The organism is Edaphobacter bradus (assembly GCF_025685645.1).
GTDB classification, from domain to species: Bacteria; Acidobacteriota; Terriglobia; order Terriglobales; family Acidobacteriaceae; genus Edaphobacter; species Edaphobacter bradus.
Genome location: NZ_JAGSYF010000003.1, coordinates 556,230 through 579,984 on the forward strand (window position 1 = coordinate 556,230; position 23,755 = coordinate 579,984).

The 23,755-nt window shown below is 60.8% G+C and carries 23 protein-coding genes; 12 read left to right on the top strand and 11 right to left on the bottom strand.

Going from position 1 to position 23,755, the window contains the following annotated elements:
• Nucleotides 1-8: 8 nt before the first annotated feature.
• Together OHL16_RS14630 and OHL16_RS14635 are read right to left on the bottom strand one after the other, a co-directional pair.
• A complete protein-coding gene (locus OHL16_RS14630; protein ID WP_263367911.1) occupies nt 9-1,013 on the bottom strand; it encodes a GlxA family transcriptional regulator in 1,005 nt (334 codons plus the stop codon).
• Nucleotides 1,013-1,579, bottom strand: coding sequence for a cysteine hydrolase family protein (locus OHL16_RS14635; RefSeq protein ID WP_263367912.1), 567 nt, complete (start codon nt 1,577-1,579; stop codon nt 1,013-1,015). The genes OHL16_RS14630 and OHL16_RS14635 overlap by 1 nt, the downstream gene beginning before the upstream one ends.
• 322 nt (nt 1,580-1,901) lie before the next feature.
• Here OHL16_RS14635 and OHL16_RS14640 point away from each other — a divergent pair, with 322 nt between their 5' ends.
• Nucleotides 1,902-3,578, top strand: coding sequence for a CTP synthase (locus OHL16_RS14640; RefSeq protein WP_263367913.1), 1,677 nt, complete (start codon nt 1,902-1,904; stop codon nt 3,576-3,578).
• A gap of 312 nt (nt 3,579-3,890) precedes the next feature.
• Here the strand turns inward: OHL16_RS14640 and OHL16_RS14645 are convergent, their stop codons facing one another.
• The 3 genes from OHL16_RS14645 to OHL16_RS14655 all read right to left on the bottom strand — a co-directional run bounded on the left by OHL16_RS14645 (nt 3,891) and on the right by OHL16_RS14655 (nt 5,927).
• Nucleotides 3,891-4,295: a hypothetical protein gene (locus OHL16_RS14645; protein ID WP_263367914.1), complete on the bottom strand. Its 405-nt coding sequence runs from the start codon at nt 4,293-4,295 to the stop codon at nt 3,891-3,893.
• A gap of 47 nt (nt 4,296-4,342) precedes the next feature.
• Complete coding sequence (locus OHL16_RS14650) at nt 4,343-4,966, bottom strand: FMN-dependent NADH-azoreductase (protein ID WP_263367915.1); 624 nt, start codon at nt 4,964-4,966, stop codon at nt 4,343-4,345.
• 133 nt (nt 4,967-5,099) lie between these two features.
• A complete protein-coding gene (locus tag OHL16_RS14655; protein ID WP_263367916.1) occupies nt 5,100-5,927 on the bottom strand; it encodes an enoyl-CoA hydratase/isomerase family protein in 828 nt (275 codons plus the stop codon).
• Between the two features lie 115 nt (nt 5,928-6,042).
• Here OHL16_RS14655 and OHL16_RS14660 point away from each other — a divergent pair, with 115 nt between their 5' ends.
• The 5 genes from OHL16_RS14660 (at nt 6,043) to OHL16_RS14680 (ending at nt 12,664) form a co-directional block, all read left to right on the top strand.
• Nucleotides 6,043-6,993 carry a LysR substrate-binding domain-containing protein gene (locus OHL16_RS14660; protein WP_263367917.1) on the top strand — a complete coding sequence of 317 codons (951 nt, stop codon included), beginning with the start codon at nt 6,043-6,045 and terminating at the stop codon, nt 6,991-6,993.
• Nucleotides 6,994-7,536: 543 nt separating this feature from the next.
• A complete protein-coding gene (locus tag OHL16_RS14665) occupies nt 7,537-8,211 on the top strand; it encodes a DUF4230 domain-containing protein (RefSeq protein ID WP_263367918.1) in 675 nt (224 codons plus the stop codon).
• 98 nt (nt 8,212-8,309) lie between these two features.
• Entirely contained in the window at nt 8,310-8,675 is a 366-nt protein-coding gene (locus tag OHL16_RS14670) for a hypothetical protein (protein ID WP_263367919.1), read from the top strand.
• A gap of 132 nt (nt 8,676-8,807) precedes the next feature.
• Nucleotides 8,808-9,692 (top strand): FkbM family methyltransferase, encoded by an 885-nt coding sequence (locus OHL16_RS14675; protein ID WP_263367920.1) that lies wholly within the window; start codon nt 8,808-8,810, stop codon nt 9,690-9,692.
• Nucleotides 9,689-12,664 (top strand): ligand-binding sensor domain-containing diguanylate cyclase, encoded by a 2,976-nt coding sequence (locus tag OHL16_RS14680; protein WP_263367921.1) that lies wholly within the window; start codon nt 9,689-9,691, stop codon nt 12,662-12,664. The genes OHL16_RS14675 and OHL16_RS14680 overlap by 4 nt, the downstream gene beginning before the upstream one ends.
• 40 nt (nt 12,665-12,704) lie before the next feature.
• Here OHL16_RS14680 and OHL16_RS14685 read toward each other — a convergent pair whose 3' ends face one another.
• The 5 genes from OHL16_RS14685 to OHL16_RS14705 all read right to left on the bottom strand — a co-directional run bounded on the left by OHL16_RS14685 (nt 12,705) and on the right by OHL16_RS14705 (nt 17,601).
• Nucleotides 12,705-13,385: a PspA/IM30 family protein gene (locus OHL16_RS14685; protein WP_263367922.1), complete on the bottom strand. Its 681-nt coding sequence runs from the start codon at nt 13,383-13,385 to the stop codon at nt 12,705-12,707.
• Between the two features lie 65 nt (nt 13,386-13,450).
• Nucleotides 13,451-14,872, bottom strand: a complete 1,422-nt coding sequence (locus OHL16_RS14690; protein WP_263367923.1) for a flotillin family protein — start codon at nt 14,870-14,872, stop codon at nt 13,451-13,453.
• A gap of 89 nt (nt 14,873-14,961) precedes the next feature.
• On the bottom strand, nt 14,962-15,558 hold the full coding sequence (locus OHL16_RS14695) for a hypothetical protein (RefSeq protein WP_263367924.1): 597 nt from the start codon (nt 15,556-15,558) through the stop codon (nt 14,962-14,964).
• Nucleotides 15,555-16,115, bottom strand: a complete 561-nt coding sequence (locus tag OHL16_RS14700; RefSeq protein ID WP_263367925.1) for a helix-turn-helix domain-containing protein — start codon at nt 16,113-16,115, stop codon at nt 15,555-15,557. The genes OHL16_RS14695 and OHL16_RS14700 overlap by 4 nt, the downstream gene beginning before the upstream one ends.
• Nucleotides 16,116-16,206: 91 nt before the next feature.
• Nucleotides 16,207-17,601 (bottom strand): MBL fold metallo-hydrolase, encoded by a 1,395-nt coding sequence (locus tag OHL16_RS14705; RefSeq protein WP_263367926.1) that lies wholly within the window; start codon nt 17,599-17,601, stop codon nt 16,207-16,209.
• Between the two features lie 191 nt (nt 17,602-17,792).
• Between OHL16_RS14705 and OHL16_RS14710 the strand changes: the two genes are divergently transcribed.
• The 5 genes from OHL16_RS14710 to OHL16_RS14730 all read left to right on the top strand — a co-directional run bounded on the left by OHL16_RS14710 (nt 17,793) and on the right by OHL16_RS14730 (nt 21,336).
• Entirely contained in the window at nt 17,793-18,608 is an 816-nt protein-coding gene (locus OHL16_RS14710) for a class I SAM-dependent methyltransferase (protein WP_263367927.1), read from the top strand.
• Between the two features lie 81 nt (nt 18,609-18,689).
• Nucleotides 18,690-19,637, top strand: a complete 948-nt coding sequence (gene fabD / locus OHL16_RS14715; protein ID WP_263367928.1) for an ACP S-malonyltransferase — start codon at nt 18,690-18,692, stop codon at nt 19,635-19,637.
• Between the two features lie 42 nt (nt 19,638-19,679).
• Complete coding sequence (locus tag OHL16_RS14720) at nt 19,680-20,126, top strand: DUF7674 family protein (RefSeq protein ID WP_263367929.1); 447 nt, start codon at nt 19,680-19,682, stop codon at nt 20,124-20,126.
• Nucleotides 20,127-20,211: 85 nt separating this feature from the next.
• On the top strand, nt 20,212-20,676 hold the full coding sequence (locus OHL16_RS14725; protein WP_263367930.1) for a peroxiredoxin: 465 nt from the start codon (nt 20,212-20,214) through the stop codon (nt 20,674-20,676).
• A gap of 6 nt (nt 20,677-20,682) precedes the next feature.
• Complete coding sequence (locus tag OHL16_RS14730) at nt 20,683-21,336, top strand: class I SAM-dependent methyltransferase (RefSeq protein ID WP_263367931.1); 654 nt, start codon at nt 20,683-20,685, stop codon at nt 21,334-21,336.
• A gap of 94 nt (nt 21,337-21,430) precedes the next feature.
• On the opposite strand, the gene OHL16_RS14735 is transcribed toward OHL16_RS14730, so the two are convergent.
• On the bottom strand, nt 21,431-22,120 hold the full coding sequence (locus OHL16_RS14735) for a DsbA family protein (protein WP_263367932.1): 690 nt from the start codon (nt 22,118-22,120) through the stop codon (nt 21,431-21,433).
• 155 nt (nt 22,121-22,275) lie between these two features.
• Between OHL16_RS14735 and OHL16_RS14740 the strand changes: the two genes are divergently transcribed.
• Complete coding sequence (locus OHL16_RS14740; RefSeq protein WP_263367933.1) at nt 22,276-23,754, top strand: TolC family protein; 1,479 nt, start codon at nt 22,276-22,278, stop codon at nt 23,752-23,754.
• Nucleotide 23,755: the final 1 nt, after the last annotated feature.

Consider the following 23,755-nt stretch of genomic DNA (forward strand, 5'->3'; position numbering starts at 1 on the left):
CTGTTGCCTTAGCTGATCATCCCACTCCGCGCCTCTCGCGGGGCGGTTTCGTACAGCCTCCTCCACGCGCGCCGTAGTTGCCGTGTCGATCCGAATCCGGCGCGTTCAGCCACGCGCTCCATATCGAGACTCGTCTGGCTCAGCATCTCCCGGGCCAGCGCCACCCGCAGGCTGTTCTTGTAGTCGGTGATGCTCATTCCCGCGTGCTCTTGAAAGAGCCGCGTCAGATGCCGGCTGCTCGCACCTGCCACTCGCGCGAGGCTGCGCAATGTCCAGCTTTTCGCAGGATCGGCCGCAATCGCATCCTGCACCCGGTGCACCGCGGGATGGATATGGTTCCGCCCCTCCAGCCAAGGTGAGAGCTGAGGGTCCGCCCCACTCCTCCGCAGATACACCACAAGGTACCGCGCAATCTCAGCCGCCAGAGCGTGCCCCTCCATCTGGCTCACGATGTGCAGCATCAGGTCGATCCCCGCCGTCACGCCGGCGCTCGTGTAGCGCTCGCCGTCCTCCACATACAGGCGGTTCTCCACCACGCGGGCCGTCGAAGCCAGCGTCGCCAGCTCCCCGCAACACTCATGGTGCGTCGTGCACTGGCAGCCGTCCAGCAACCCCGCACGCGCAGCCAGCAGCGCACCCGAGCAGATAGACACCACCTTGTGGCCGGGCCGAACCACTCTACCCAGCCAGGCAACAATCGCCTCGACTCCTCCGCTGTCCTTCGTCGTCGGAGGCTGTCCCTCTCGCGCCATGACATAGTCCACACCACCCGAGAGCACCACCATCGCGCCGTCCGCCAGCTCCTTCGGTAGCGGCTCGATCCCGCTGAGTGCGATTCCGATCGACGTCATCACCGACACGGCCGGTCCCACATATCGCACATCGAAACGCGTGGCCCCGAGCTGCCGGTTGGCAACGCGCAACACCTCCAGAGGACCCGCCACATCCAGCAACAGCGCAGGCTCGGGCATCACCACAAACACCGGCACCGTCCTGGCCTGCGAGCCGGCCATCAGACCGCCACCGCGCCCGCTGCACGCTCCAACGCAGATTCCACGGTTACGACGTGGGCGAACCGGTCTTCCAGCACCAGCTCTGTCCGCTCCTTGAGTTCCTCAGGACTCCACACCCGCCCCTTACGATCGGTCATCGGGAAGGTCAGCGTCGCCTCCGTCACGTAGTCCACCTCGTAGCCGCTGTCGGATGCGTGACGTGTCGTCGTCTCGCAGCACTGCTCCGTCCTGATGCCGGACACAATCAGCCTCCGAATCCCATGTTGCACAAGCCACACATCCAGTCCGCTGCCGATCAGAGCGCTGTGGCTGCGCTTATGAAAAACCGCATCCGGCGAGATCGAGATCCCCGCAAATACTCTTACGTTCCCCGATTCCAGCGAGAACGCCCCCGTCTCCTCCACGTGGAAGATCTGCACGACCGGAATCCCCCGCTCCCTGGCTCCGTCGATCAATGCTTGGAGGCGTTTCACGAACGCCGGCTCGTCCCTGTCAGTCCAGTAGGGGCGATGACGAAAAGACTCCTGCGCATCCACTACCAGCAGCGCCGTCTCTGAATCGAACATAATAAGCTCCTTATTTCGACCGCCATTTTATTGCCGTCGATGAGCTAAATCCTATTGTGGGCCTGTCGCGGAAAAAAAGGCACACTCCAGCCGTAGACCGGACAAAAAAGGACATCGAGGTTCTGAGCAGACTCGACTCCTTCAACCTGACGGCGGCCTCTAAACAGGCATCTGATTCCCGGCCGCCCCAGCACAACCCTCTACCCGCAGCGTGCTGTAAACCCTTTCAGATACACCCCCATTGATTCTGATCCCCAACCCTGCGATACTTAATCGTGCACACCACGCACAAACTTCCAATTCATTCAAAGAGGTCGCGGAAATGTCTGCAAAGTACATCTTCGTAACGGGCGGTGTTGTGTCTTCGTTAGGAAAAGGTCTCGCGGCGGCCTCCATCGGCTGCCTGCTCGAGGCGCGCGGACTCCGCGTCAACCTGATGAAGTTCGACCCGTACCTGAACGTCGATCCTGGAACCATGTCGCCCTTCCAGCACGGCGAGGTCTTCGTCACCGACGACGGCGCCGAGACCGACCTCGACCTCGGCCACTACGAGCGCTTCACCCACGCCCACCTCTCGCGCGACAACAATCTCACCACCGGCCGCCTCTACGAACAGATCATCACCAAGGAGCGCCGCGGCGACTATCTCGGCAAGACCGTACAGGTCATCCCCCACGTCACCAACGAGATCAAAAACGCCATGCGCAAGGTCGCGCAGGACTGCGACGTCGCCATCGTCGAGATCGGCGGAACCGTCGGAGACATCGAATCGCTCCCCTTCCTCGAAGCCATCCGCCAGATGCGCCAGGACCTCGGCCGCGATAACACCGTCTTCGTCCACGTCACCCTCATCCCCTGGATCGCCGCCGCGCAGGAGCTCAAAACGAAGCCCACGCAGCACTCCGTCAAGGAGATGCTCTCCATCGGAATCCAGCCCGACATCCTTCTCTGCCGCACCGACCGCGCCGTCCCTCGCGAGATGCGCTCCAAGATCGCCCTCTTCTGCAACGTCGAGGAGCAGGCCGTCATCGCTGCCCGCGACGTCCCCAGCATCTACGAAGTCCCACTGAACTTCGCGCAGGAGGGAGTCGACACCCTCGCTCTCAAGTACCTCCGCCTCGAAGCTCCCGCCCCCGACCTCTCCAAGTGGCAGGACATCGTCTTCCGCGCCTACAACCCCAAGGACGAGGTCTCCATCGCCATCGTCGGCAAGTACGTCGAGTACGAGGACAGCTACAAGTCCCTCAAGGAAGCCCTCGTCCACGGCGCGCTCGCTCACAACCTCAAGCTTCGAGTCACCTGGATCGAAGCCGAAGGCCTGGAAACCACCAACGAAGCCGGCCGCCCGACCAACGACTACGTCAGCCAGATTCAGGGCTTCGACGGAATCCTCGTCCCCGGAGGCTTCGGCAAGCGCGGAATCGAGGGCATGCTCAACGCCATCCGCTACGCCCGCGAGACCGGAACCCCCTACTTCGGAATCTGCCTCGGAATGCAGACCGCATGCATCGAGTTCGCCCGCAACGTCTGCGGCCTCAAGGACGCCAACTCCTCCGAGTTCGATCCCGCCACGCCGCACCGCGTCATCTATAAGCTCCGCGAGCTAACCGGCGTCGAAGAGATGGGCGGCACCATGCGCCTCGGAGCCTGGCCCTGCGTCCTCGAGCCCGGATCACTGGCCGCCCAGGCCTACGGAACCACCGAGATCTCCGAACGCCACCGCCACCGTTACGAGTTCAACCGCGAGTACGAGGCCGTCCTCACCGGCGGCGGCCTCCGCCTCACTGGGACCACTCCCGACGCCACCTACGTCGAGATCGTCGAGATCCCCGGCCACCCCTTCTTCCTCGGCTGCCAGTTCCACCCCGAGTTCAAGTCCAAGCCGCTCGAGCCCCACCCCATCTTCCGCGACTTCGTCGCCGCCAGCTATCGCAACCGCCTCGCTCAGGCGACCCCCCTTACAACCCAGCAGGAGCAGTCCCCCGCCTTCGGCAACTAGCTCTTGCCCTTTATGAGATTTCAAATGCGCATCTTTTTTGAACGATCGTAAGCTGACTCCCCGGAACGGATTTAGATCGACAACAAGCGGATCATTTCCGAGTGGCCGACAAACCGGACATTGCTCACCGCATGCTCGTTTCTCGTTACTATCCACTAAACGGATCTCAACCGTGGCTCAATGGCGCATTGCCCTGTTGGCAACAGTTGACATTTCACGGTAACCAGGACAAGTGCAAATCCAAACTGTGGATGCGTCTACTGTGGCCAGCCGCGTTGCGTCAAAGCGATCGCCTACCGGCCACTCTGGATCTCATGGGGTTGTACTTGCCTTTTCCGGCAAATGCTGTTGGAGGATTTGAGCAAAGCTGGACCGATAGCGAAGAAAGACGATGATCCATGGAGTGGTCACGAGCAACCCTCTACCGATACCGCCCGGATCCATCGTGATGTGGTAGTTCAAAATGTTGACCACGATTGGAGCGAGAATTGCCAAGGCGAGCGGTACAAAGCGTCCTGCGAGCAGCAGTGTCCCACCGATGATTTGCAACAGAAAGACGAGGGCCATGTAGTGTGAAACGGACACGGCGACGAGGAACTGGAGAGCCACCGGATTGGCCGGTGGCGGCTGGGGGATGAAATGGAAGAACCCGTTCAGGCCGAAGACGGTGAACAGAAGGCCCAATAAGTAGCGGAAAACCGTTTCTGCAATTCTCATCGCTATTCTCCTTGAAAAGTGATGTCAGGGAATTCGTGTACAGGAATTTAGACCACTTGCGTGGAAACAGCTTCGACGAAGGGTTGCAGGAACGCCGCGCGATCGGCGCCCGCGGATCGAAGACTCGCAGTTCCACCAGCATTAATGAAGATGGTCTGCGTAACGCCAAGGAATGCGGAGACTGCGCGGAGATAAGGTTCGATGAAGTTCAATGCGGCAAACGGGCTTCCCGCATCGTATTTCTGGCCGGAAGCGACGAGGAATGTCGCCTTTTTACGCTCCAGCAAGCCTTTCGGCTTTCCTTCAGCGTAAGTGAATGTCTTGCCCACGCGGGCAATTAGATCGATCCAGAGCTTCGCTGTGGAAGGAATGCTGAAGTTGTGCATGGGCACACCAATCACGTATTCATCTGCTGCTTCGAGTTCCGCGATCAACGTGTCCGACAGTTCGAGGATCTGCTTATGCTCCGGGCTGCGACGTTCTTCCGGCGTATAAGCGGCCAACACCCATTGCGCGGTCACGGGCACAAGTTGAGTTTGGTTCAGATCCCTGGAAATCACCCTTGCGTCCGGATGGAGAGCCTTCCATCTCTGTACGAACTCTTCAGTTAGCTGACGCGAAACCGAGTTTTGAAACATCGGGCTGGAATCTACACGTAACAAAGTTGGCATAGCTGTTTCTCTCCTTGGAAGATGCAGTGATAAAAATCGATTTGCAAAAATGTTCGCGTAACTGGCTTCACACGCTTTAGCTCTTATCTCCTTACTGCGCGACCGCTGCACGCGATCCAGAACGCCCTGCGCTTCACCGATTGTTGAAGATGATTTCCGTCGGCGGGACGCCGCGCTCTATGGACTCTGCCCTATTCTGGATACCTCGGGTGCAATCCTCGGTATCGAAGAGATTCGTGACAACTTCGAGCATCATGGCGTCGGCCGCCGGGATACCGCCAAACGTCCAGGCCTTGAGCAGTATGCGAGTCGCCGCGTAGGACTTCGTTGGCCCGATCGCCAGTTTCTGTGCCAACTCTTCGACTGTCTGGGCAAGTTCGGCTTCCGGGACCACATGTGTCGCGATCCCAAGTTGGCCGGCCACTGGAGCTGGAATGGGTTCTGCGAGCATCACCATGCGCGACGCCCGTCCCCAACCGACCCGCTCAGCCAGACGCGGCAGCCCTCCTGCGGCCGGCACCATTCCCGCAATCACCTCGACGCTGCGAAAGACGGTGTTCTCCGCCGCAACGATGAGATCGCAGGTGAGGGCAAGCTCGAAGCCGCAGGCAAACGTGACACCCTGGACAGCCGCGATGGTCGGTACCTTTAAAGCTTCGATCGCGCGGAGGGAAAGATTGATTTCCGCGATAAAGGTGCGGAACCGATTCACATCCCTATGGGTCCACTCCCGCAGGTCGGAGCCGAAGCTGAAGTTGGGTCCTTCCGACTGGACCACCAGAACACGGATGTCACTTTCGCTCGCGTCATGGACCGCCTGCCGTAGATATTCCGAAAATTGGCTATCGATGAGGTTATGGGGCGGGTTCGCGAGGACTATGCGTCCAATTGGGCCCTGGCGTTCGAAGCGAACGCTTTTCAAATCTTCTTCTTCCGGTACTTCAAAGTATGCAACTGACATACGTTCCTCCTGCTCATTTCGCCACGTTCCTTGGCGTTGTAGTGTTCAAGATTCGTCTGCCCAGTAATAAGGTGTGGTACTTTGTTCCTGTCATCCTGATAGGTAGGAAATATCAATGGTGGAACTCAGACATGTGCGGTACTTCGTCGCAGTTGCCGAGGCCTTGAGCTTTCGGCAGGCAAGCAAACGATTACGTGTTTCCCAACCTTCGCTAAGCGTCCAGATCAAACAACTGGAAGATGAGCTTGGGGTTTCCCTTTTTCGGCGATCAAAGCGGCGAGTGGAAATCACCCGTGCCGGCGAAGTCTTCTTGTCTGCGGCACGAGAAATCCTGCTGAGACTTCAGCAAGCATCGGCAGCGGCACTTCATGCCGAGAGTGGTGAGTTGGGAACAATCCGGCTCGGCTTCGTTCCGACTGCGAGCTTCCATATTCTTCCCCGGCTTCTCGAGAAGATCAGAAGCACTCTTCCTCTCGTCAATGTGGAGCTTAGAGAAGGGTCTGAAGACCTCCAAATCACCGGATTACGTACAGGAACCCTTGATGTCTGCGTTGGTCACTTGAGCCGTACCTACGACCAGATCGAGAACATATTGCTGATTCGGGAGCCGCTTGTTCTGGCCCTCCCGAAAGGGCACAGAGCAGCCCGCAAGAGGGTTGTGGGCATAGGAGACCTTGAAGGCGAGCTCTTCATTATGCCATCGAAGGACGTATTGCCAGGTCCGCATCAAATGATCGCGACGGCACTTCTGAAACACCACATATCGCTGGACAGATATCAATTGGCGGAACATTTTCAAACCGGGGTCAACCTCACAAGGGCCGGAGTGGGAATTATGTTTCTTCCAGCTTCTGCAAAAGACTTTGTTCCCGATGCGGTCGTGTTACGAACTCCAGGTTTTTCTATTGGACCGCTGGACACGTTTGCTCTATGGTCGCGTGGCAATGTAGATCCCCTTGTTCACCGCGTCCTCAGCGTTCTCAAGGAAGTCGGGAACGAGTTGTTAGGACAGGCGCATCGTTCGGCACAAGGCCGTGCCGGCGTTTCTACGCGCCTATTCCGCTGACTCAGACCGAGCGGGCCAACTCACCATCGAGAACCGTACGCGGGAAATGTATCGGAAAACGGGCGCATTATCGCCGATGCACTCATCGAGATTCTGCCTAACTCGGCGTTCTGGACGTATTACCGGCAACTCGGAAACCGCCCCACACCCGAATTTCCAACAAAATCGCATGTCAAGCCTTATATCCCGCAATCAAAGTCATTCCAAATCCATAAGCGCCACAAAAACATAAACTTCCATGCCAAAAATAAACACCACCGAAGTGGCAGAACAGTTTCCACCTATTCGTTAAAATAAAATCAGCAACAAAAGTAAAGGGCAGAGCCGGGCATTCCAAGCCCGGCCTTATCTCTTTTAAAATCAATATTTTGACCGATAAACCCTTTAGATGGAATACTTTACACGCAAAGTCCGGGGCTAAACAACATGGATTCAATACTTTACACAAAACAGAGGGGGGGTTCCCCCCCTGAAACGGCTCATACCAGGAAGCATCGGCTCATCCACTTCCACCTCTTGTAACCGGAGGGCATCGAAACCAGCATGGCCCGGCAATACCACTACGGCGAAAGATACAGATACGACGAAAGGTCTTCTGGCTCGTTCTTCGCCTATCTGCTGGCCTTGATCCTCGGCGCAGCGGCGATGGGAGTCTTCATCCGCCACGCGACCACCGGCTTCCTCGCCCGCGTCTCCGACAAGATCACTGGCCGTGCGACTACCTACGAGACCTCAGTTCCCGCCGTCGTCCAGAAGATCCAGCGTCTCAACCGCCTCGAAACCGTCGTCTACTCGATCGACACTGTCGTCGAGGGCGCAAAGTCCAGCCCGGTCCTCCCCGATCTCCTCGCCGGCGACCGCATCCTGCTCGTCGTCCACGGCCAGTCCATCGCCGGAATCGATCTCTCGCAGCTCAAGCCCGAAGACGTCCGCATCACTGAAGACAACGGCAGCCGGACCATCCACGTCACGCTGCCCGCCTCGCAGCTCTTCGTCACGACCATCGACAACCAGCACACCCGCGTCTACGCCCGCTCCACCGGCCTGCTGGTTCCCGTCGATCAGAACCTCGAGTCCGACACCCGCGCCAAGGCCCAGCAGCAGCTCCAGCAGGCCGCGCTCTCCGACGGCATCCTCGACGCCGCCCGCAAGAACGCCCGCGCCACCGTCACGACGCTGCTCTACAGCCTCGGCTTCAATCAGGTCGACGTCAATTAGCCAGAGCAATCAATACCGAGCGCATAACTTTGCAGACTGAGCCACGCCGCTCAATCTTTCCGTAACCAAAAGGCTTGCCCCGCGTCCAATCAATAGAGGTGCGTAGTATCACCGAAGAGTCCGGCTGGCTCCCACCAATGGGCTATCTGTTATCTCCCAGTGACCTGCGCTATCATCTGGCTATGACGGCGTTCTCAAAATACCGCATCTTTGGTGGAGATGACGCGGGGTCACCCTCCGAAGATACCGCTACGCAGCAGCTTCCTTTTCCTGAAGACGAAGAAGAGGAATCCACGCTGATCAAGACAGTCGGCTGGGTCTCCGCCGGCCTCGGCGCGGTAGCTCTCGGCCTCTTCATCGGACGCGAACTCCGTCAGCGCTACGAGTTCAACCGCAGAACTCCCTACGACTTCTACTCGCACTCCGGCGACGAGAAGGACGTCGACGTCGGCATCGGCATCTAGTCTGAACTCCTCTGCTGGCCAACCTGGCAAGAAGTCACAAGCATATGGGCCGTCTGTTTTTTGCACCCTTTTGTTAATTGTGCAGTAGGATAGCCTTCTGGAACTCCTGCAGCCGAACACGGGGAGAGCTTGATGACGACTGCAATTGAAAAACTTACTTCTACCCCCGTAGGTAAGCTCCTCTACAAGACGGTGCAGCCGTTTGTTCACGGAGCCCGCCATCTCGCCCATCCTGGCATCCCCAACGAACAAACCATTACCAAAGTCGCCTATCGGGGCCGGACTATCTCGATCCGCCATCGGCGCTGGAGCGCAAGCGACGTCCTCGCAATTCAGCAGTGCTTCGAAAAGCAGCAGTACGACATGCCCGCCGGCGCGCACGGAGAGCAGATACAACGCGTCTACCGACAGATCATCGCCTCCGGACGCAAGCCGCTCATCATCGACTGCGGCGCCAACATCGGCGCCAGCATCACCTGGTTCGCCGCGCGCTATCCTGAGGCCCACATTGTCGGAATCGAACCCGCGCCCGACAACTTTGAGTTTCTGCAACTCAACTGCGCCGGCCTCGATGTTGATCTCAGGCAGGCCGGAATCGGCCCAGAAGACGGTCACGCCTATATCGGCGGCAGCGGAGGCGAAATGGGCTATTGCATCACCGACAGTGGAATACCGGTCGATATCGTGTCGATCGGTACTCTGCTTGCCTCCAAGCCAGAGTCGCAATATGCGCCATTCCTCCTCAAACTTGATATCGAGGGCTCTGAAAAATCACTCTTCGCCGGCGACTGCACCAGCATCAACCACTTCCCCCTCATCATCCTGGAGCCGCACGACTGGGCGTTCCCCGGACAGCTCTGTTCCCGCGGATTCTTTCGCTTTCACGTCGCTGCCGGACGCGATTTTTGCATGAATGAGGAAAACGTAGGTTCCATCGCTCTCGAGGGACCTCTCAGCGACCCTGGCTTCGCAGATGCAGCTGCAGCAGACAATGAAGCTGCCGGACGTTCGCGTTGAGAACCAAACAAGCCCTCTGGCAGCTTCTACCTGCCGCCCTGTTCGCGCTTCTCATCCCATCGCTGTCCCTCGCACAGCAGTTCACCTTCCGTCACTATGGACAGGACGACGGCCTGCGCAACCCCGACGTCTTCAGCCTCGTCGAAGACGACTCCGGCCTGCTCTGGGCCGCCACCGAAAACGGGCTCTTCCGCTACGACGGCTCCGGCTTCCGCCACTTCGGCGAGCAGGACGGACTCGGCGAGTCTCTCGTCCTTGCCCTGCACAAAGACTCCTCCGGCCGCATCTGGGCCGCAACCAACGACCATCTCTACGCCTTCATCGACGACCGGTTCGTCGCAGCGCCAACCGGCAGCGCGCCGATGCAGTTCGGAGCCGGCCAGCGCCTCGCCTCCATCGACCCGCAAAACATCCTCTTCCTGGCCCGCGGCACACTGATGCACCTTCAGCCGGCCATCAGCACCGCCCAGACGAACCTCGCTCACTGGACCGCCGCGCCGTACATCGACTCCGCCCAGACCGCCGCCCATCCCGAGCTCACCCACATCCACAACGTCTTCGTCTCGCCCGACGGCCACACTCTCTGGCTGGGCTGCGACCGCGCCATCTGCCGCGTACGGAACGGACACATCGACATCTTCGACACCCAGAAAGGCGTCCCCGCCGAATCCTGGGTTCGCTTCTTCCTCGATCGCAGCGGAACCCTCTGGGCACGCGGTGCGCACCACATCCGCGTGCTGCTTCCCGGCGAGACTGTCTTCCGCCCACGCGACCTCTATGACGCCACGCACGACTCCACCTACACCGGCTCCGGACTGATCGCGTTCGCGGAAGACCCCAACCATCGCGTCCTAACCCAAACCTGCACCGGCATCGCGCGGTGGAATGGAAACGGCTCCGCCTGGCAGACCTTCGACGCCTCCAACGGAATCCCCTCCAAAGACATCAGCACCATCCTCTTTGATCGCCTTGGCTCCCTCTGGTTCAGCACGCGCGGCCACGGCCTCTTCCGCTGGCAGGGCTATGGCGAGATCGAGAACTGGACCACAGCCCAGGGCCTCGCCGACGACGTCGTCTGGCCCATCTTCCGCGACCGCCAGCGCCGCGTCTGGATCGCCGACCAGGTCCAGCTCACCCAGCTCGACGATGGCGCCACGCGCGTCCGCGTCCAGCCAGCCTTCGCCAAAACACCTCTCAGCCGAATCGACGGCATCACTCAGTCGTCCGACGGCTCGCTCTGGCTCGCCAGCATCGCCGGCGACGTCACGCGCTTCGACCCCGCCACACAACGTACCACCTTCCGCGGCAAGCTCCCCAGCATCGCCCGCGTCTTCTCCGACTCCTCGCACCGCATCTGGTTCTGCACCCGCGACGGTCTCTACGTCATCCGCGACACCGTGCACCCCATCCTCGAAAAGCTCACCGACCCGCTCGTCTCCAGCGACGCCTTCGCCGACGCCGACGAATCCCCCGACCACACTCTCTGGTTCGCCTCCGACAACCACCTCTACCGTCTCGCCGGCTCCACCTTCACCGAGGTCCCGCTACCCGACCGTTACACCCGCGGTCAGATCCGCAACATTGCCGCTGCCTCCGACGGCACACTCTGGGTCGGCGGCGGCCTTCCCAGCCTCCTTCACCTGAGCATTCAGGGCAGCGCCACCATCCTCAACGCGGTCTCGACTCCCGACCTCGTCTCCACCGACATTCAGACCGTCCGTCTCGACACCCGCGGCTGGCTCTGGGTCGGCTGCGACCTCGGCGTCAACGTTTTCGACGGCTCCCATTGGCGTCTGCTCGCCCAGCGCGACGGCCTCCTCTCCAACGACACCGACGAAGGCGCCTTCCTCGCCGATTCCGACGGCTCCGTCTGGATCGGCGTCAACGGCGGCGTCGTACATCTCCTCCGCCCCGAGCATCTCTTCCCGCCCACGCCTCTCAACGTCTCGCTCAAATCAGCCAGTCTCGGCGACATCCCCCTCAACCTCGACGGCCGCCGAAACCGCTGGCACTGGCGCGACTCCCCGCTCGACGTCACCTTCACTTCACTCAACTACGACCGCGAGGACTCCCTCCTCTTCCGCTACCGCCTCGACGGCCTGGAGTCCAACTGGAGCGAGACCCCCGCGCACTCGCTGCACTACCCCGCCCTGCCGCCCGGCGACTACCACTTCCTGATCCAGGCCATCGACCCCGGCCAGCAAAAGCAGTCCCCCGTCGTCTCCCTCGCCTTCACCGTGCGCCCGCCCTGGTGGCGCACGCGCCTCTTCTATCTGCTGCTTGCGCTGCTCTCCTTCGGGCTCTCATTTCTCATCTGGAAATTGCGCGAGCGCACGCTCATCCGCAGGCAGCGAATCCTCCGTCAACTCGTCGCTCAGCGCACCCGCGAGCTCGAGACCGAAAAGGCCGGGCTGCTCGCCGCCCGCGAAGCCCTCCACCGCCAGGCAACGCGCGACGCCCTCACCGGCCTCTGGAACCGCTCCGCCATCCTCGATATTCTTCACCACGAGATGGAGCGCGCCCGCCGCGAAGGCAACGACCTCGCCCTCGTTCTCGCCGACATCGACCACTTCAAGCAGATCAACGACACCTTCGGCCACCTCGCCGGCGACGCCATCCTCCGCGAGGCCGCCGCCCGAATGCTGCACAACATCCGCAGCTACGACTTCCTCGGCCGCTACGGCGGCGAGGAGTTCCTCCTCATTCTGCCCGGCCTCGCGCCCGGAGATCCTCACGCCCGCCTTAGCCAGATCCAGCAGGCCATCTCCAGCGCCCCCTTCCACGACAACGGCCGCGTCATCGCCGTCACCTCCAGCTTCGGAGTCGCCTGGATGGCTCCCACCACGGCCTCAACCGAAGACCTCCTCCGCCGCGCCGACGAAGCCCTCTACCGCGCCAAAGCCTCCGGCCGCGACAAGATCATCTTCTACGAGGAGACGCTCAACGAACACGACGACCAACTGACCAACTAACGCCGGCAGTTCCGCGCGTTTCACGAGCTCCAGGGACGCCTCAGGCCGACCGTGTCTGACGCGACTTCAGATCGCTCAACAAGCTCTCAATCTTGTCCTCTCTCTCAAGCTTGCGGAAGCGGTCGTCGAGCGAATCGGCTGCGAGATCATCGTCCAGTAGCGCCCTGGCCGCCGCATTCTCCGCCTCGCTCCCCATCACCTTCATCCGCATGCGATCGATAGGCTGCGTGAAGCTCTTGCTCTCAACCTCGGAGCGCGCCGTGTTTGCTTTACCAACCGCCCGCGCGCGGCGCTGCTGGGCAATCAGCAATTCGCAGCGAGCCTCGGTCTCCTTTAGCTTCTGCTGCAGCTTGTTGTAGTTCGAGCGCATAAGCTCCGCCTCCACACGCTGGTCTTCAATCTGCTGCGCAAAGCCCGCTGAAAGCTGCTGATGCGACAGCCTTCGGTCCAGCGCTGCTCGCGCCAGATCATCCTGCCCCTTGCTCACAGCAAGCTCCGCCTTGCGCTGCCAACTCTCTGCAGCCTCATCGTGCTCCTTCCTCTTCCCCTCCAGCAGATGCTGATCGGCAATCGCAATGGCAACCTGCGTCTTCACCTGAAGCAGTTGGTTCTCCATATCCAGCAGAAGCTGCTTCAGCATCTTCTCCGGATCCTCGGCCTTGTCGATCAGGTCGTTCACATTCGCGCGAAGTAGTGTGGAAACTCGTTCGAGCAGTGCCATGGCGATTCTCCTTCTTTTCATGCTGTGGTGCTGCGGCGCCCCTCGCAGAACCGCCGCAACACGCGTTACTGATTAGCTGGCCCATTGCCGTCTCCGCGGGGTCTCATGGCCTTGATGTTGCCCATAAGCTCCTGCAGTTTCATGCCGGAGAGCGCCTCGAACAACGCAGGCACCTGCGCCGCGATCTTAGTGATGTCTCCCGTCAGCTTGTTCGCGCCAATCGTGTTATCTCCGCCAGTCGAGACGATGGTGATCTTGTCCACCTTCGCCAGCGGCTCCGACATCGCGCGCACAACATCAGCCATATTGGTGATCAGCCGATCGACGACCGCAGCCTGCGACCACTCCTGGTATGCCTCGGCCTTCACGTTCATCGCCTTGGCCTCGGCCTCACCCTTCTGGAAGATGATGGCAGCTTCAGCCTCGCCCTGCGCACGAATCGCGGCAGCGCGTCCCTCTGCCTCAATCGTCAGGCGCGAACGCTCCGCAGCCGCAATGTTCTCCACGCACTGCTTCTCAATCTCGGCCTGCTTCAGCACTGAAGCAATCAACTCCTTCTCATGGCGCAGAATCTCAGCCTCCTGTACCTTGATCTGCTGCTCCTTCTCGACCTGCTGCACCTTCACCTGCTCCGCGACAACCTGCTGCTGCATCACGTTCGTCTGGATCTCGTAGGCTTTGTCGGCATGCGCCTGCTGACGTTTGCTCTGCTCCATGAACTGCGCCTTCTGGATATCCAGATCGCGCTGCGCCTCGGCCTGTTTCGCCAGCGACGCCGTCTCCGCGATCACGCGCTCCTGGTCGGCCGCGGCCTTCGCCACCGCGGCCTCGCGCAAAGCAACTGCGCGGCGAATCGCCGTGTCGCGCTCCGCTTCAGCGGCAGCAATCTCTGCATCACGGCGAATGCGCGCAATATCAGGCCGTCCCATGTTCGTGATGTACTCGTTCTGATCGCGAACCTCCTTGATCGTGAACGAGATCACCTCGAGCCCCATCTTGCTCATGTCGTCCGCGCAAGTCGAGCGCATGCGGTCGGCGACCATCTCCGGCTCCTTCACAATCTGCTCCACCGTAAGCTGGCCGATGATGCCGCGCAGATGCCCCTCCATCACCAGGCGAATCAGCCCCTCGCGCTCCTGGGGCGTCTTGCTCAGAAACTGCTCCGCCGCCGTAAGAATCGACTCGTTGTCCGAGCGAACTTTGATCTGCGCGACGGCCTCCACCGTTACCGCAACACCCTGCTTCGTGTAGAGGTCCTGCTTCGGCGCGACGTCGAAGCTCATCAGCTCCAGCGAGAGCAGCCGCGAGTTCTCGACCACCGGAAAAATCACCGCGCCATGACCGCGAATGATGCGCGGGCCGCGAAAACCGTAGACAATGAGCGCTTCATTCGGACCAGCCTTGCGAAAGAGCCTCGCCATCAGAGTCATCAGCAGCAGCGTACCGGCGACGGCCAGTCCAACAATGATGTAAATCGGGTTTGTCATAACGTTCCTTTGGTTTATGCGGCATGCGCTGCAGTGAGCGCGAATTCCTTCACGCGCTCAACAAGACACCGGGCGAAACAACGATCCCGTCAGGTCGGCGTCTGCGGCTCGTCAAGATCATCCATCTCTGTCCACCGGCGCACCCACGCAATGCCGTGTTCGTAGCGCAGAACCAGCACCTGCGCATCACGCTCGATCGCCTGCCCGTCCGCAGCTCGCGCAGCGGCACAGCGCCGCGTGCCGTTCAGCGAGAAGAGAATCTCTCCCGTTCCGTTCGCGCGCACAGTCGAACTGACGCGCGCAACCACACCGCGCATCTCCGTGTCCTCCGGCAGCAGCACGCGCTCACGCGGCAACAGCACCTTCACCAGAAACGCGGAGATCGCCGCGGCCGCAACAAGCCCGCTTGCGACGGCCAGCAGGAGCACCACCGGCACCAGCATCGTGTGCCGCCGCGTCAGCAGATATCCCGCCCCGCCAAACCAGCACAGAAACGCCATGACCGCGAAGACGTTGAACCACGAGACGCTGCTTCCATGCGCATGAAAGCCGCGTGCGTGACCGACATGAAAGTGACCGACGTGAAAGTGGCCGATGTGCAGGTGCCCAAATCCCCCGGCAAACGAAAGCACGCTGAGGACAAGCCCTACGCCAAAACACGCGAGATAGATCGTCGCCCAGTTCATCTCAACCTCACTGCCGCCTTCCTTTGAGGCACAGCGGCGGCCCTGTCCTGCACATGCGGCTTCGACACGCGCGGCAACTCCGCCTTCGCGACGCCAGGCCGCAACAGATGCAACAGCCGCTCCGCCAGCGAAGGTGTCTCCAGAATCGACTCCAGCAGAAAAAGACACTTGCGCGAGTCCTCATGCCGCGCCACCGCCAGCAGCGCACGCCGAAGCTCCGGGTCGCGGCGAAACCTCTCCGCCCCGCTCACCAGCCACAGGTCCAGCTTGTCCTCGAGCGTCCGCGCATCCGACAGAAGCTCCGCGTGGTAGCCCTCAGGATCGTCCACCAGATACCCCGGATGGACCCTGAAGAACTTCGCCAGCAACTGCCGTGTCGTGTTGGTCAGGTGAGGCCGCGCCCCCGACTCGATCTGCGAGAGATACGACTGCGATAGCTTCTCGCCTGTCTCCGATTCGATAGCCCGCAGCAGCTCCTGCTGCGTCATGGCCCGATCCAGCCCGCGCAGCGAGCCTTCTACCTCACGAAGATAACGAACTTTGTCCGCCAGCTTCATAAAGCCTCTATCGCAAATCGCGATATTTATATCGCAAATTGCGATATTTGTCAACAGACTTCTGAGACGACTCTTATCTGCCCAGTTTTCATTAGCTCGTAAGGTGCTCAGAACTCCTGGCGGCGCTCCACGCATCGAACCCGCCCGTCAGATTCGCGATCTCGCGGAAACCGGCGCGCCGCAGCAGACTTGTAGCGATCGAGCTACGGTATCCGCCCTTGCAATGGACCACCAGCAGCTTCTCGCGGTCCAACTCGCCCATTCGATCGGGCAACTGCCCTAGCGGAATCCGCACCGAGCCCTCCATCGCGCCCATCGCAACCTCTCCCGGCTCGCGTACATCGAGCACGGCGATGTGGCCCTTCTCCTTCTCCATCAGCTCCGCAAGCTCCTGGGCCGAGACCTGCGGAATGTAATCCAGCACATAGCCGCTCTCAATCCACCCTGCGAGGCCGCCCTCAAGATACGCGTCCACGTGCTCGATCCCCACCCGCGCCAGGCGCAACTGCGACTCCCTTAGATGGTCCGCATCTTCTCCCACCAGGATGATGCGCCTGTCCAGTCCCAGAATGCGCGCGGCCCACGACGCATACTGCCCCGAGAGCGCGATATGCACCGAGCCCGGAACGTACGCCACCGCAAACTCCATCGCCGGACGCGTATCGAGCACAACCGCGCCCTCCGCTTGCAGACGGAGCACCTCCTCCGCCCGCACCGGCACAGGCGGAGGAAGCTGGTCCAGCATCCCCGCGCCCTGCCGGTTAAGCTCCACATCGCGGCCAAAGTACTCCGGCCGCGGAGGAAGGCTGTCGGTGAGAAGGTGGATGAACTCCTCGCAGTTGCGCGCCTGCAGCGCATAGTTCGTGCGGCGCTCCTTGCCGATCGTCGACGACCGCTCAGAGCCCATCTGCCGGCCGCACAGCGAGCCCGCTCCGTGTGCCGGAAAGATCTCCGTCTCATCCGGAAGCTTGAGTAGCTTCTCGTGCAGACTGCGGTAGAGCATCGCGGCCAGTTCCTGCGGCGTCTGGTCGCCGGAGAGATCGGGTCGACCCACATCTCCGACGAACAACGTGTCGCCGGTAAACACTGCCTTCGGCCTCGAAGGCTCGGCCATGTCGGTCAACACAACGCAGACGCTCTCAACCGTGTGGCCCGGAGTCTGCATGAAATCGAAGCGGCAGTTGCCGAACCGGATCGAATCCCCGTCCTTCAGATCCGTGTGAGGAAACGTCGCCCCGGAGCCTTCGCCGAGATATATCCGCGCCCCCGTGCGCTCAGCCAGTTCATGGTGGCCGGAGACGAAGTCGGCATGCAGGTGCGTCTCGATGATGTGCTCGATCTTCAGCCCCTTCTGCTTCGCCAAATCGATGTAGAGATCGACGTCGCGCTGCGGATCGATCACAGCCGCAATCCCCTCCGATTCGACCAGGTAGGAGGCATGGGCCAGACATCCGAGAAAAAACTGTTCAACGAGTACCGGGTTCATCGAGTCTCCTCCAATCACACCCTGCCAGCAGATATCTTGCTCGTCAGAGCGGGAAAAAGCCACTCGCTCCCGCTAAAAACCTTCAACTTTATAAGGCCGTGCTATCGCCGCGAGCCGCAACTCGCCCCGCTCATTTACGATAATCAGCGATGAACGAGAGAGCCTTCCTCGGACATCATCTGGAGGGACGTATGGAAAACTCCGGAACGCGCAGTCAACATCTCGCAGAATCGCCATACCTTCTCGACAATGCGAGCAAAGAAGCATCCGCCCGGTTCGTGGCGCTCTCCGCTGCCTTTGACCCAGGGACGATTCGTCACCTGGAAGATCTCGGCGTCCGGCCCGGTTGGCACTGTCTTGAGGTGGGCGGAGGTGGAGGCTCCATCGCGACCTGGCTCGCGGCCCATATCGCGCCTGCCGGATATCTGGTGGTGACCGATATTGATCCTCGCTTCCTCGAACCCATGGAGATCTCCAACACTGAGGTGCGGCTCCACAATATCGCCACGGACCCCTTACCGGAAGCCGCCTTCGATCTCGTCCATGCACGGCTGGTTCTGATGCATGTCCCGGAACGCGAAAAGGCGCTGGCCCGTATGGCCGCCGCGTTGAGGCCTGGCGGCTGGCTTATCGACGAGGAAATTGACATCTCCGTATACCCGGATCCGGCTCTGATTCCCGAGGAAGTTCTTTCGAAGACGTTCGCCGCCATGCTTCGGATCATGGGCGACCGTGGCGTTGATCATAAATTTGGACGGCGTCTCTTTGGGCAACTGCGCGCGCTCGGCCTTGTCGACGTCGCCGCAGAGGGCAGGACTTTCTTGTGGTCCTCAGGAACTCCGGGCATTTCTCTGTTGCGCGCAAACTATGAACAACTCCACGACGCCGTGATCGGTGCCGGTTATGTCACTGAGCAGGAGTTCGAACAGGACCTCGCGGGTTTGGACGATCCGGCCTTCATGATGCCATCGCCTGTCCTCTGGGCAGCGTGGGGGCGGCGGCCGTAGCACTCGAGCCATGCGCTGCGGATTCGGGGTCGGAGACCTCTCTGGAACCTCAATCCTCCTATTCATTTACGATAATCAGCGATGAACAAGATAGCCTTTCTCTTCCCCGGCCAGGGCTCGCAGTCCGTTGGCATGGGCCGCGACCTGCACGACAACCACCCCGCCGCCCGCCTCGTCTTCGAGGAGGCCGACGCCGCCCTCGGCTTCCCTCTCTCGAAGCTCATCTTCGAAGGCCCTGAGGACCAGCTCAAGCTCACCGAGCACACCCAGCCTGCCATCCTCACCGTCTCCGTCGCTGCCACGCGCGTCCTCGCGGAGCGGGGCATCACCCCCGCCTTCGCCGCCGGCCACTCCCTCGGCGAGTACTCCGCCCACGTCGCCGCCGGAACCCTCACCTTCGCCGACGCCGTCCGCACCGTCCGCAGCCGTGGCCGCTACATGCAGCAGGCCGTCCCCGCAGGTCAGGGAGCGATGGCCGCCATCCTCGCACTCTCCGCCACACGCATCGTCGAGCTCTGCGATCAGGCCGCCGCCGAGACCAAAGAAGTCGTCTCCGCCGCCAACCTCAACTCCCCCGACCAGACCGTCATCTCCGGCTCCACCGCCGCCGTGCATCGCGCCGCCGAGCTCTGTAAGGACGCCGGAGCCAAGCGAACCGTCATGCTCCCCGTCAGCGCACCCTTCCACTGCGCGCTCATGAAGCCCGCACAGGACGCGCTCGCCAGGGACCTCAACGCCATCGCCTTCAACGACCCCGCCGTCCCCATCGCCTCCAATGTAGACGCCCGCCTCGTCACCCACGCCGCCGACTCCCGCGACTGCCTCGTCCGCCAGGTCACCGGCTCCGTCCGCTGGGTGGAGTGCATCCATCTCCTCGCCGCCCAGCGCGCAACCCACTTCATCGAGGTGGGCCCCGGCAAGGTCCTCACCGGCCTCATGCGCCAAATCCTCGGCAAAGACTCCGCTATCCCTGCGATGCACATCGAAGACCTCGCCTCACTCGAAAAGACTCTCGCATCACTTCCTTGAAACCCGATTTTCTGGATATTCCGGTAACTCTGGAAACACCCTATGAACTTCGAGACCGTCGTCACTGAGCTGTTCACGCGATTCCCTAAGCTTCAAGCGACTTATCGTGCGCAGTTTGATTACATGGGCGATGAGACACCTGCACCCTACATGGTCTTCGGATCGGTCCTCGTGCCTGCCCTGACGCAGTCGCTAGAGGCGGGAGACCTAAGTAGCATATTGCCACTTTGTGCATTCCTCGAAGACGTTGCTGAGGCTGCTCGAAAAGACAATGGTTTGCGAGCGCTCCTTGAGGTTGAAGTTGGGGAGTGGTTAGGTTGGGCGGCGAACGAAAATCTTCTGGCTCCTTGGTTGGGACCGGAGACGAAACGGATCTGTGGTTACGTGCCCGGGCTTGCCACGCAACGACGATTACTGCAAGCAGAAAAGGAACAGCGAAGTCTCCGAAGCCGTCTCAAATCGAAGTTCGAGCAACTTTGGAAAAAGTAAATCAACCTACGCCTGAAAAAATCAAGGCTTTCGGCAACTTGATGCCAAACGATAAACTGCATTCAAGTTGCGCAAAGGAACCCACATGAACCCCGGCGATCTAGTCCAAGACTTCACCCTAAAAAATCAGGACGGCAAAGACGTCTCCCTCTCCGACTTCAAGGGCTCACCCGTAGTCCTCTTCTTCTATCCTCGCGCCGACACTCCCGGCTGCACCATCGAATCCTGCGGCTTCCGCGACGCCTTCACCAAGTTCAAAAAGGCCGGCATCGTCGTCCTCGGCATCTCGCGCGACACCGTCGCCGCGCAGAAAAAGTTCAAAGACAAGTTCGACCTCCCCTACGACCTCCTCGCCGACGACGAGATGACCCTCATCAACCGCTACGACCTCATCAAGCCCAAGAACATGTATGGCAAGCTAGTCAAAGGCGTGAAGCGCACTACCTATCTCATCGGTCCCGACCAGCGCCTCATCCATACCTTCGAGGACGTCAAGCCCGAAGGCCACGCCGAAGAGGTCCTCGCGCTCGTAAAATCAAACAACAAGTAGGCCGCCATGCGCCGCTACCTCGCTGTACTCCTCGCGTCACTGCTTTTGCCCATCGCCCTTCCTGCCCAGACGGCGCCGCCGGCGGAGCACCGCGCGACCAGCAGACCCTATACCGGCGACCTCTCCATCTTCGACTACCCTGACCGAGCCAGAAAGCTCCAAATCGACCGCGTAATGGACCTTCTCGGCATCACCGCAGGCAAAAACGTGGCCGACATCGGCGCCGGCTCCGGCTGGTTCTCTGTCCGAGCCGCCGCGCGCGTCGGAAGCACCGGCACCGTCCTCGCCGAAGACATCAATCCGCCCTCCATCGAATACATCGGCAGGCGAGTCAGCCAGGCTGGAATCAAGAATGTCCGCACCATCCTCGGCGCACCCGACGATCCCGGCCTTCCGCCCGGCAGCGTCGATGCCGTACTTCTGCTCAAGGTCTACCACGAAGTCGCCAACCCAGTAGCCATGATGAAGAAGCTGAAACCCTCTCTTCGCTCAGGCGCGAAAATAGGCATTATCGACCGAAACGGCAACGGCGAAAACCACGGCGTCAATCAGGACGTGGTCGTCAAGGAGATGGACGAAGCTGGCTACAAGCTCACCGGAACTTACGACTTCACCAAGGCCGACGGCGAAGACTACTTCCTCATCTTCACTGCCAGGTAGAGCAGGTTCTTCACTGAATCACCCTAAGCAGCCGCCGCAAAAGCAAGAGACCCAGTCACCCTGGACCGGGCCTCTCTTTGACAATTCGGCAATCTTACTTCTGCGTCCCCACAGCGTGCCGCAGCTTAGAATTCGCCGGCGTCGACGACGCGACCTGAGCCTCCAGGTTGTCGATCGTCGAATAGAGCTGGCTCACATCCGTCACCTGGACCCAGTTCTTCTGCGTCACCACCCAGATCGTCGGCGTCTGCACGAGCCCGATGCGCTCGCCCAGCGTGTAATCGGCGTTCACCTCAGCGGTGAACAGGCCCGCCGGATCGATGACGAACGGCCGGTTGATCTTGTGCGACTGGAAGAACCGCTGCGTGAAGTTGTTCAGGTCTTCCTTACTGGCAATCGACGTCTGCGCAACAAAGACTGCGCTGCGGAACTCATCGGCAACCTGCGGCGAAACCTTGTCCTGCAGGTAGCGCGCCGTAATGGCCGCGTCGCGGCTCCAGATGTGCATCTTCAGCGGAAAGTCGTAGCGGATGACAGGAATCTTGTACCGCTCGCCTGCGGCGTGCACGATGGGATTGGCATGCGCGCAGGCCGGGCACTCCAGGTCCTCAAACTTGATGATCGCGATCTTCGCCCCGGCTGGGGGCTTCAGCATCGACGTATCTTTAAAGGTGTTCCCCGTTCCCGGAGGCGCCGAAGACTGGGCCTGGGAAGAAGCGGGAACGGCGATAAGCAGGGCTGCGGCTAGAGCGAACGCAAAACGGGTGCTGGATAGAAGGCGCATAGGTTCTCTACTTATTTTAGACGAACCGCACCCGCAAAACGTCTTTCAAACTCATGAAAGAAAGCTCTTTGGCCTCCGGCTCCTCCGCCAAAGGTCGAGATATTTCGCAACTTCCTGAGCCTGTGGGTAATCTAAATTGCAACGTGAATGAACTTTTGGCACACTTTGCCTCCAGAGCGGCCTTTTACGCTCTGACCGCGGCCTGCCTTGGCGCGAGCGCGCTGGCCCAGACCGCCCAGACAAGTGCCCCACCGAGCACACAGAAGACCAATGACCTGCCGCAGGCTCCCACTCCCAACCCGGCCGTGCTCACGCTGCCCGGAGGAGTGACCGTCGAGCGCGCGAACCCCACTGCGCTCCCCCTCAGCCTCGATGACGCCATCGCCCTCGGCTTCAAGCGCAACCTCCAGATGGAGCTCGACCGCCAGAACGAACTGCGGGTCCACGGCCTTACGCTGACCGTCGAAAACAACCTGCTTCCCAGCTTCACGGCCGAAGCCAAGAGCTCGGCGCAGCAAGTCGACCTCCAGGCCCTGGGCTTCAAGCCTGCCTCGTTCGCGATGGTAGGCATCAACCCCAGTTTCTTCAAGCCGATCGTCAAGGTCGACGTAACCTCGGCGCAGCTCAACGTCGAGCAGCAACTCTTCAACGTTCCCGCCTACTACCTCTACCGCGCCGCGCAGAAGTCCAACTCCGTCGCAACGCTCACCACGCTGAACACTCGCGGCAGCGTCGCACTTGCCGTCGGCACGCAGTACCTGCGCTCCCTGGCCGACGCCGCGCAGATCGACAACGCGAAGGCGCTCCTCAAGGCCGATCAGGTCGCCTTCGAGCAGGCCCGCGCCTCCCACGAGGCCGGAGTCGGCACCAATCTCGACGAACTGCGCGCGCGCGTGCAGCTTCAGACCCAGCAGCAGGCCCTCATCAACGCCGAGAACATCTTCGCCAAGGACAAGATCGCGCTGAACCGGCTCATCGGTCTGCCGGCCGACCAGGAGCTCACCCTCACCGACACGGCTCCCTTCGCCGAGTACGAGACCATGCCGATCGAGCAGGCCAAGGCCATCGCCTTCGAGCACCGCAAGGACTTTCTCAGCCTGGAGGCACAACAGGAGGTCGCCGGCCGCACCCTCAAGGCCGTGCGCGCTGAGCGCTATCCCTCGCTCGAGTTCAAGGGCAACTACGGCGTAATCGGCGAGACCGCGGGCCTCTACCACGGCGTCTTCTCCGCCCTGGGCAAGGTGAGCTTCCCCATCTTCGAAGAAGGCAAGCTTCGCGGCGAGCGCGAGGTAGCCCAGGCCCAGCTCACCGGCCTCAACCAGCAAATCGACAGTCTCCGCGTCACCATCGAGCAGCAGATTCGCTCTGCAATGCTCGATGTGCAGTCGTCCAAGGAGTTGGTTAGCGTCGCTCGCTCGAACGTCGATCTCGCCACCCAGGTGCTTCAGGATGCGACCGACCGCTTCCAGTCCGGAGTCAGCGACAATCTTCCCGTAGTCCAGGCGCAGGCCTCGCTGGCCGACGCCCAGAGCCGCCTCATCGAAACGCTCTATCAATACAACCAGTCAAAGCTCCAGCTCGCCCGCAACACCGGAGTCGTCGAAACCCAGTACAAGATCTACCTCGGCCGCTAGT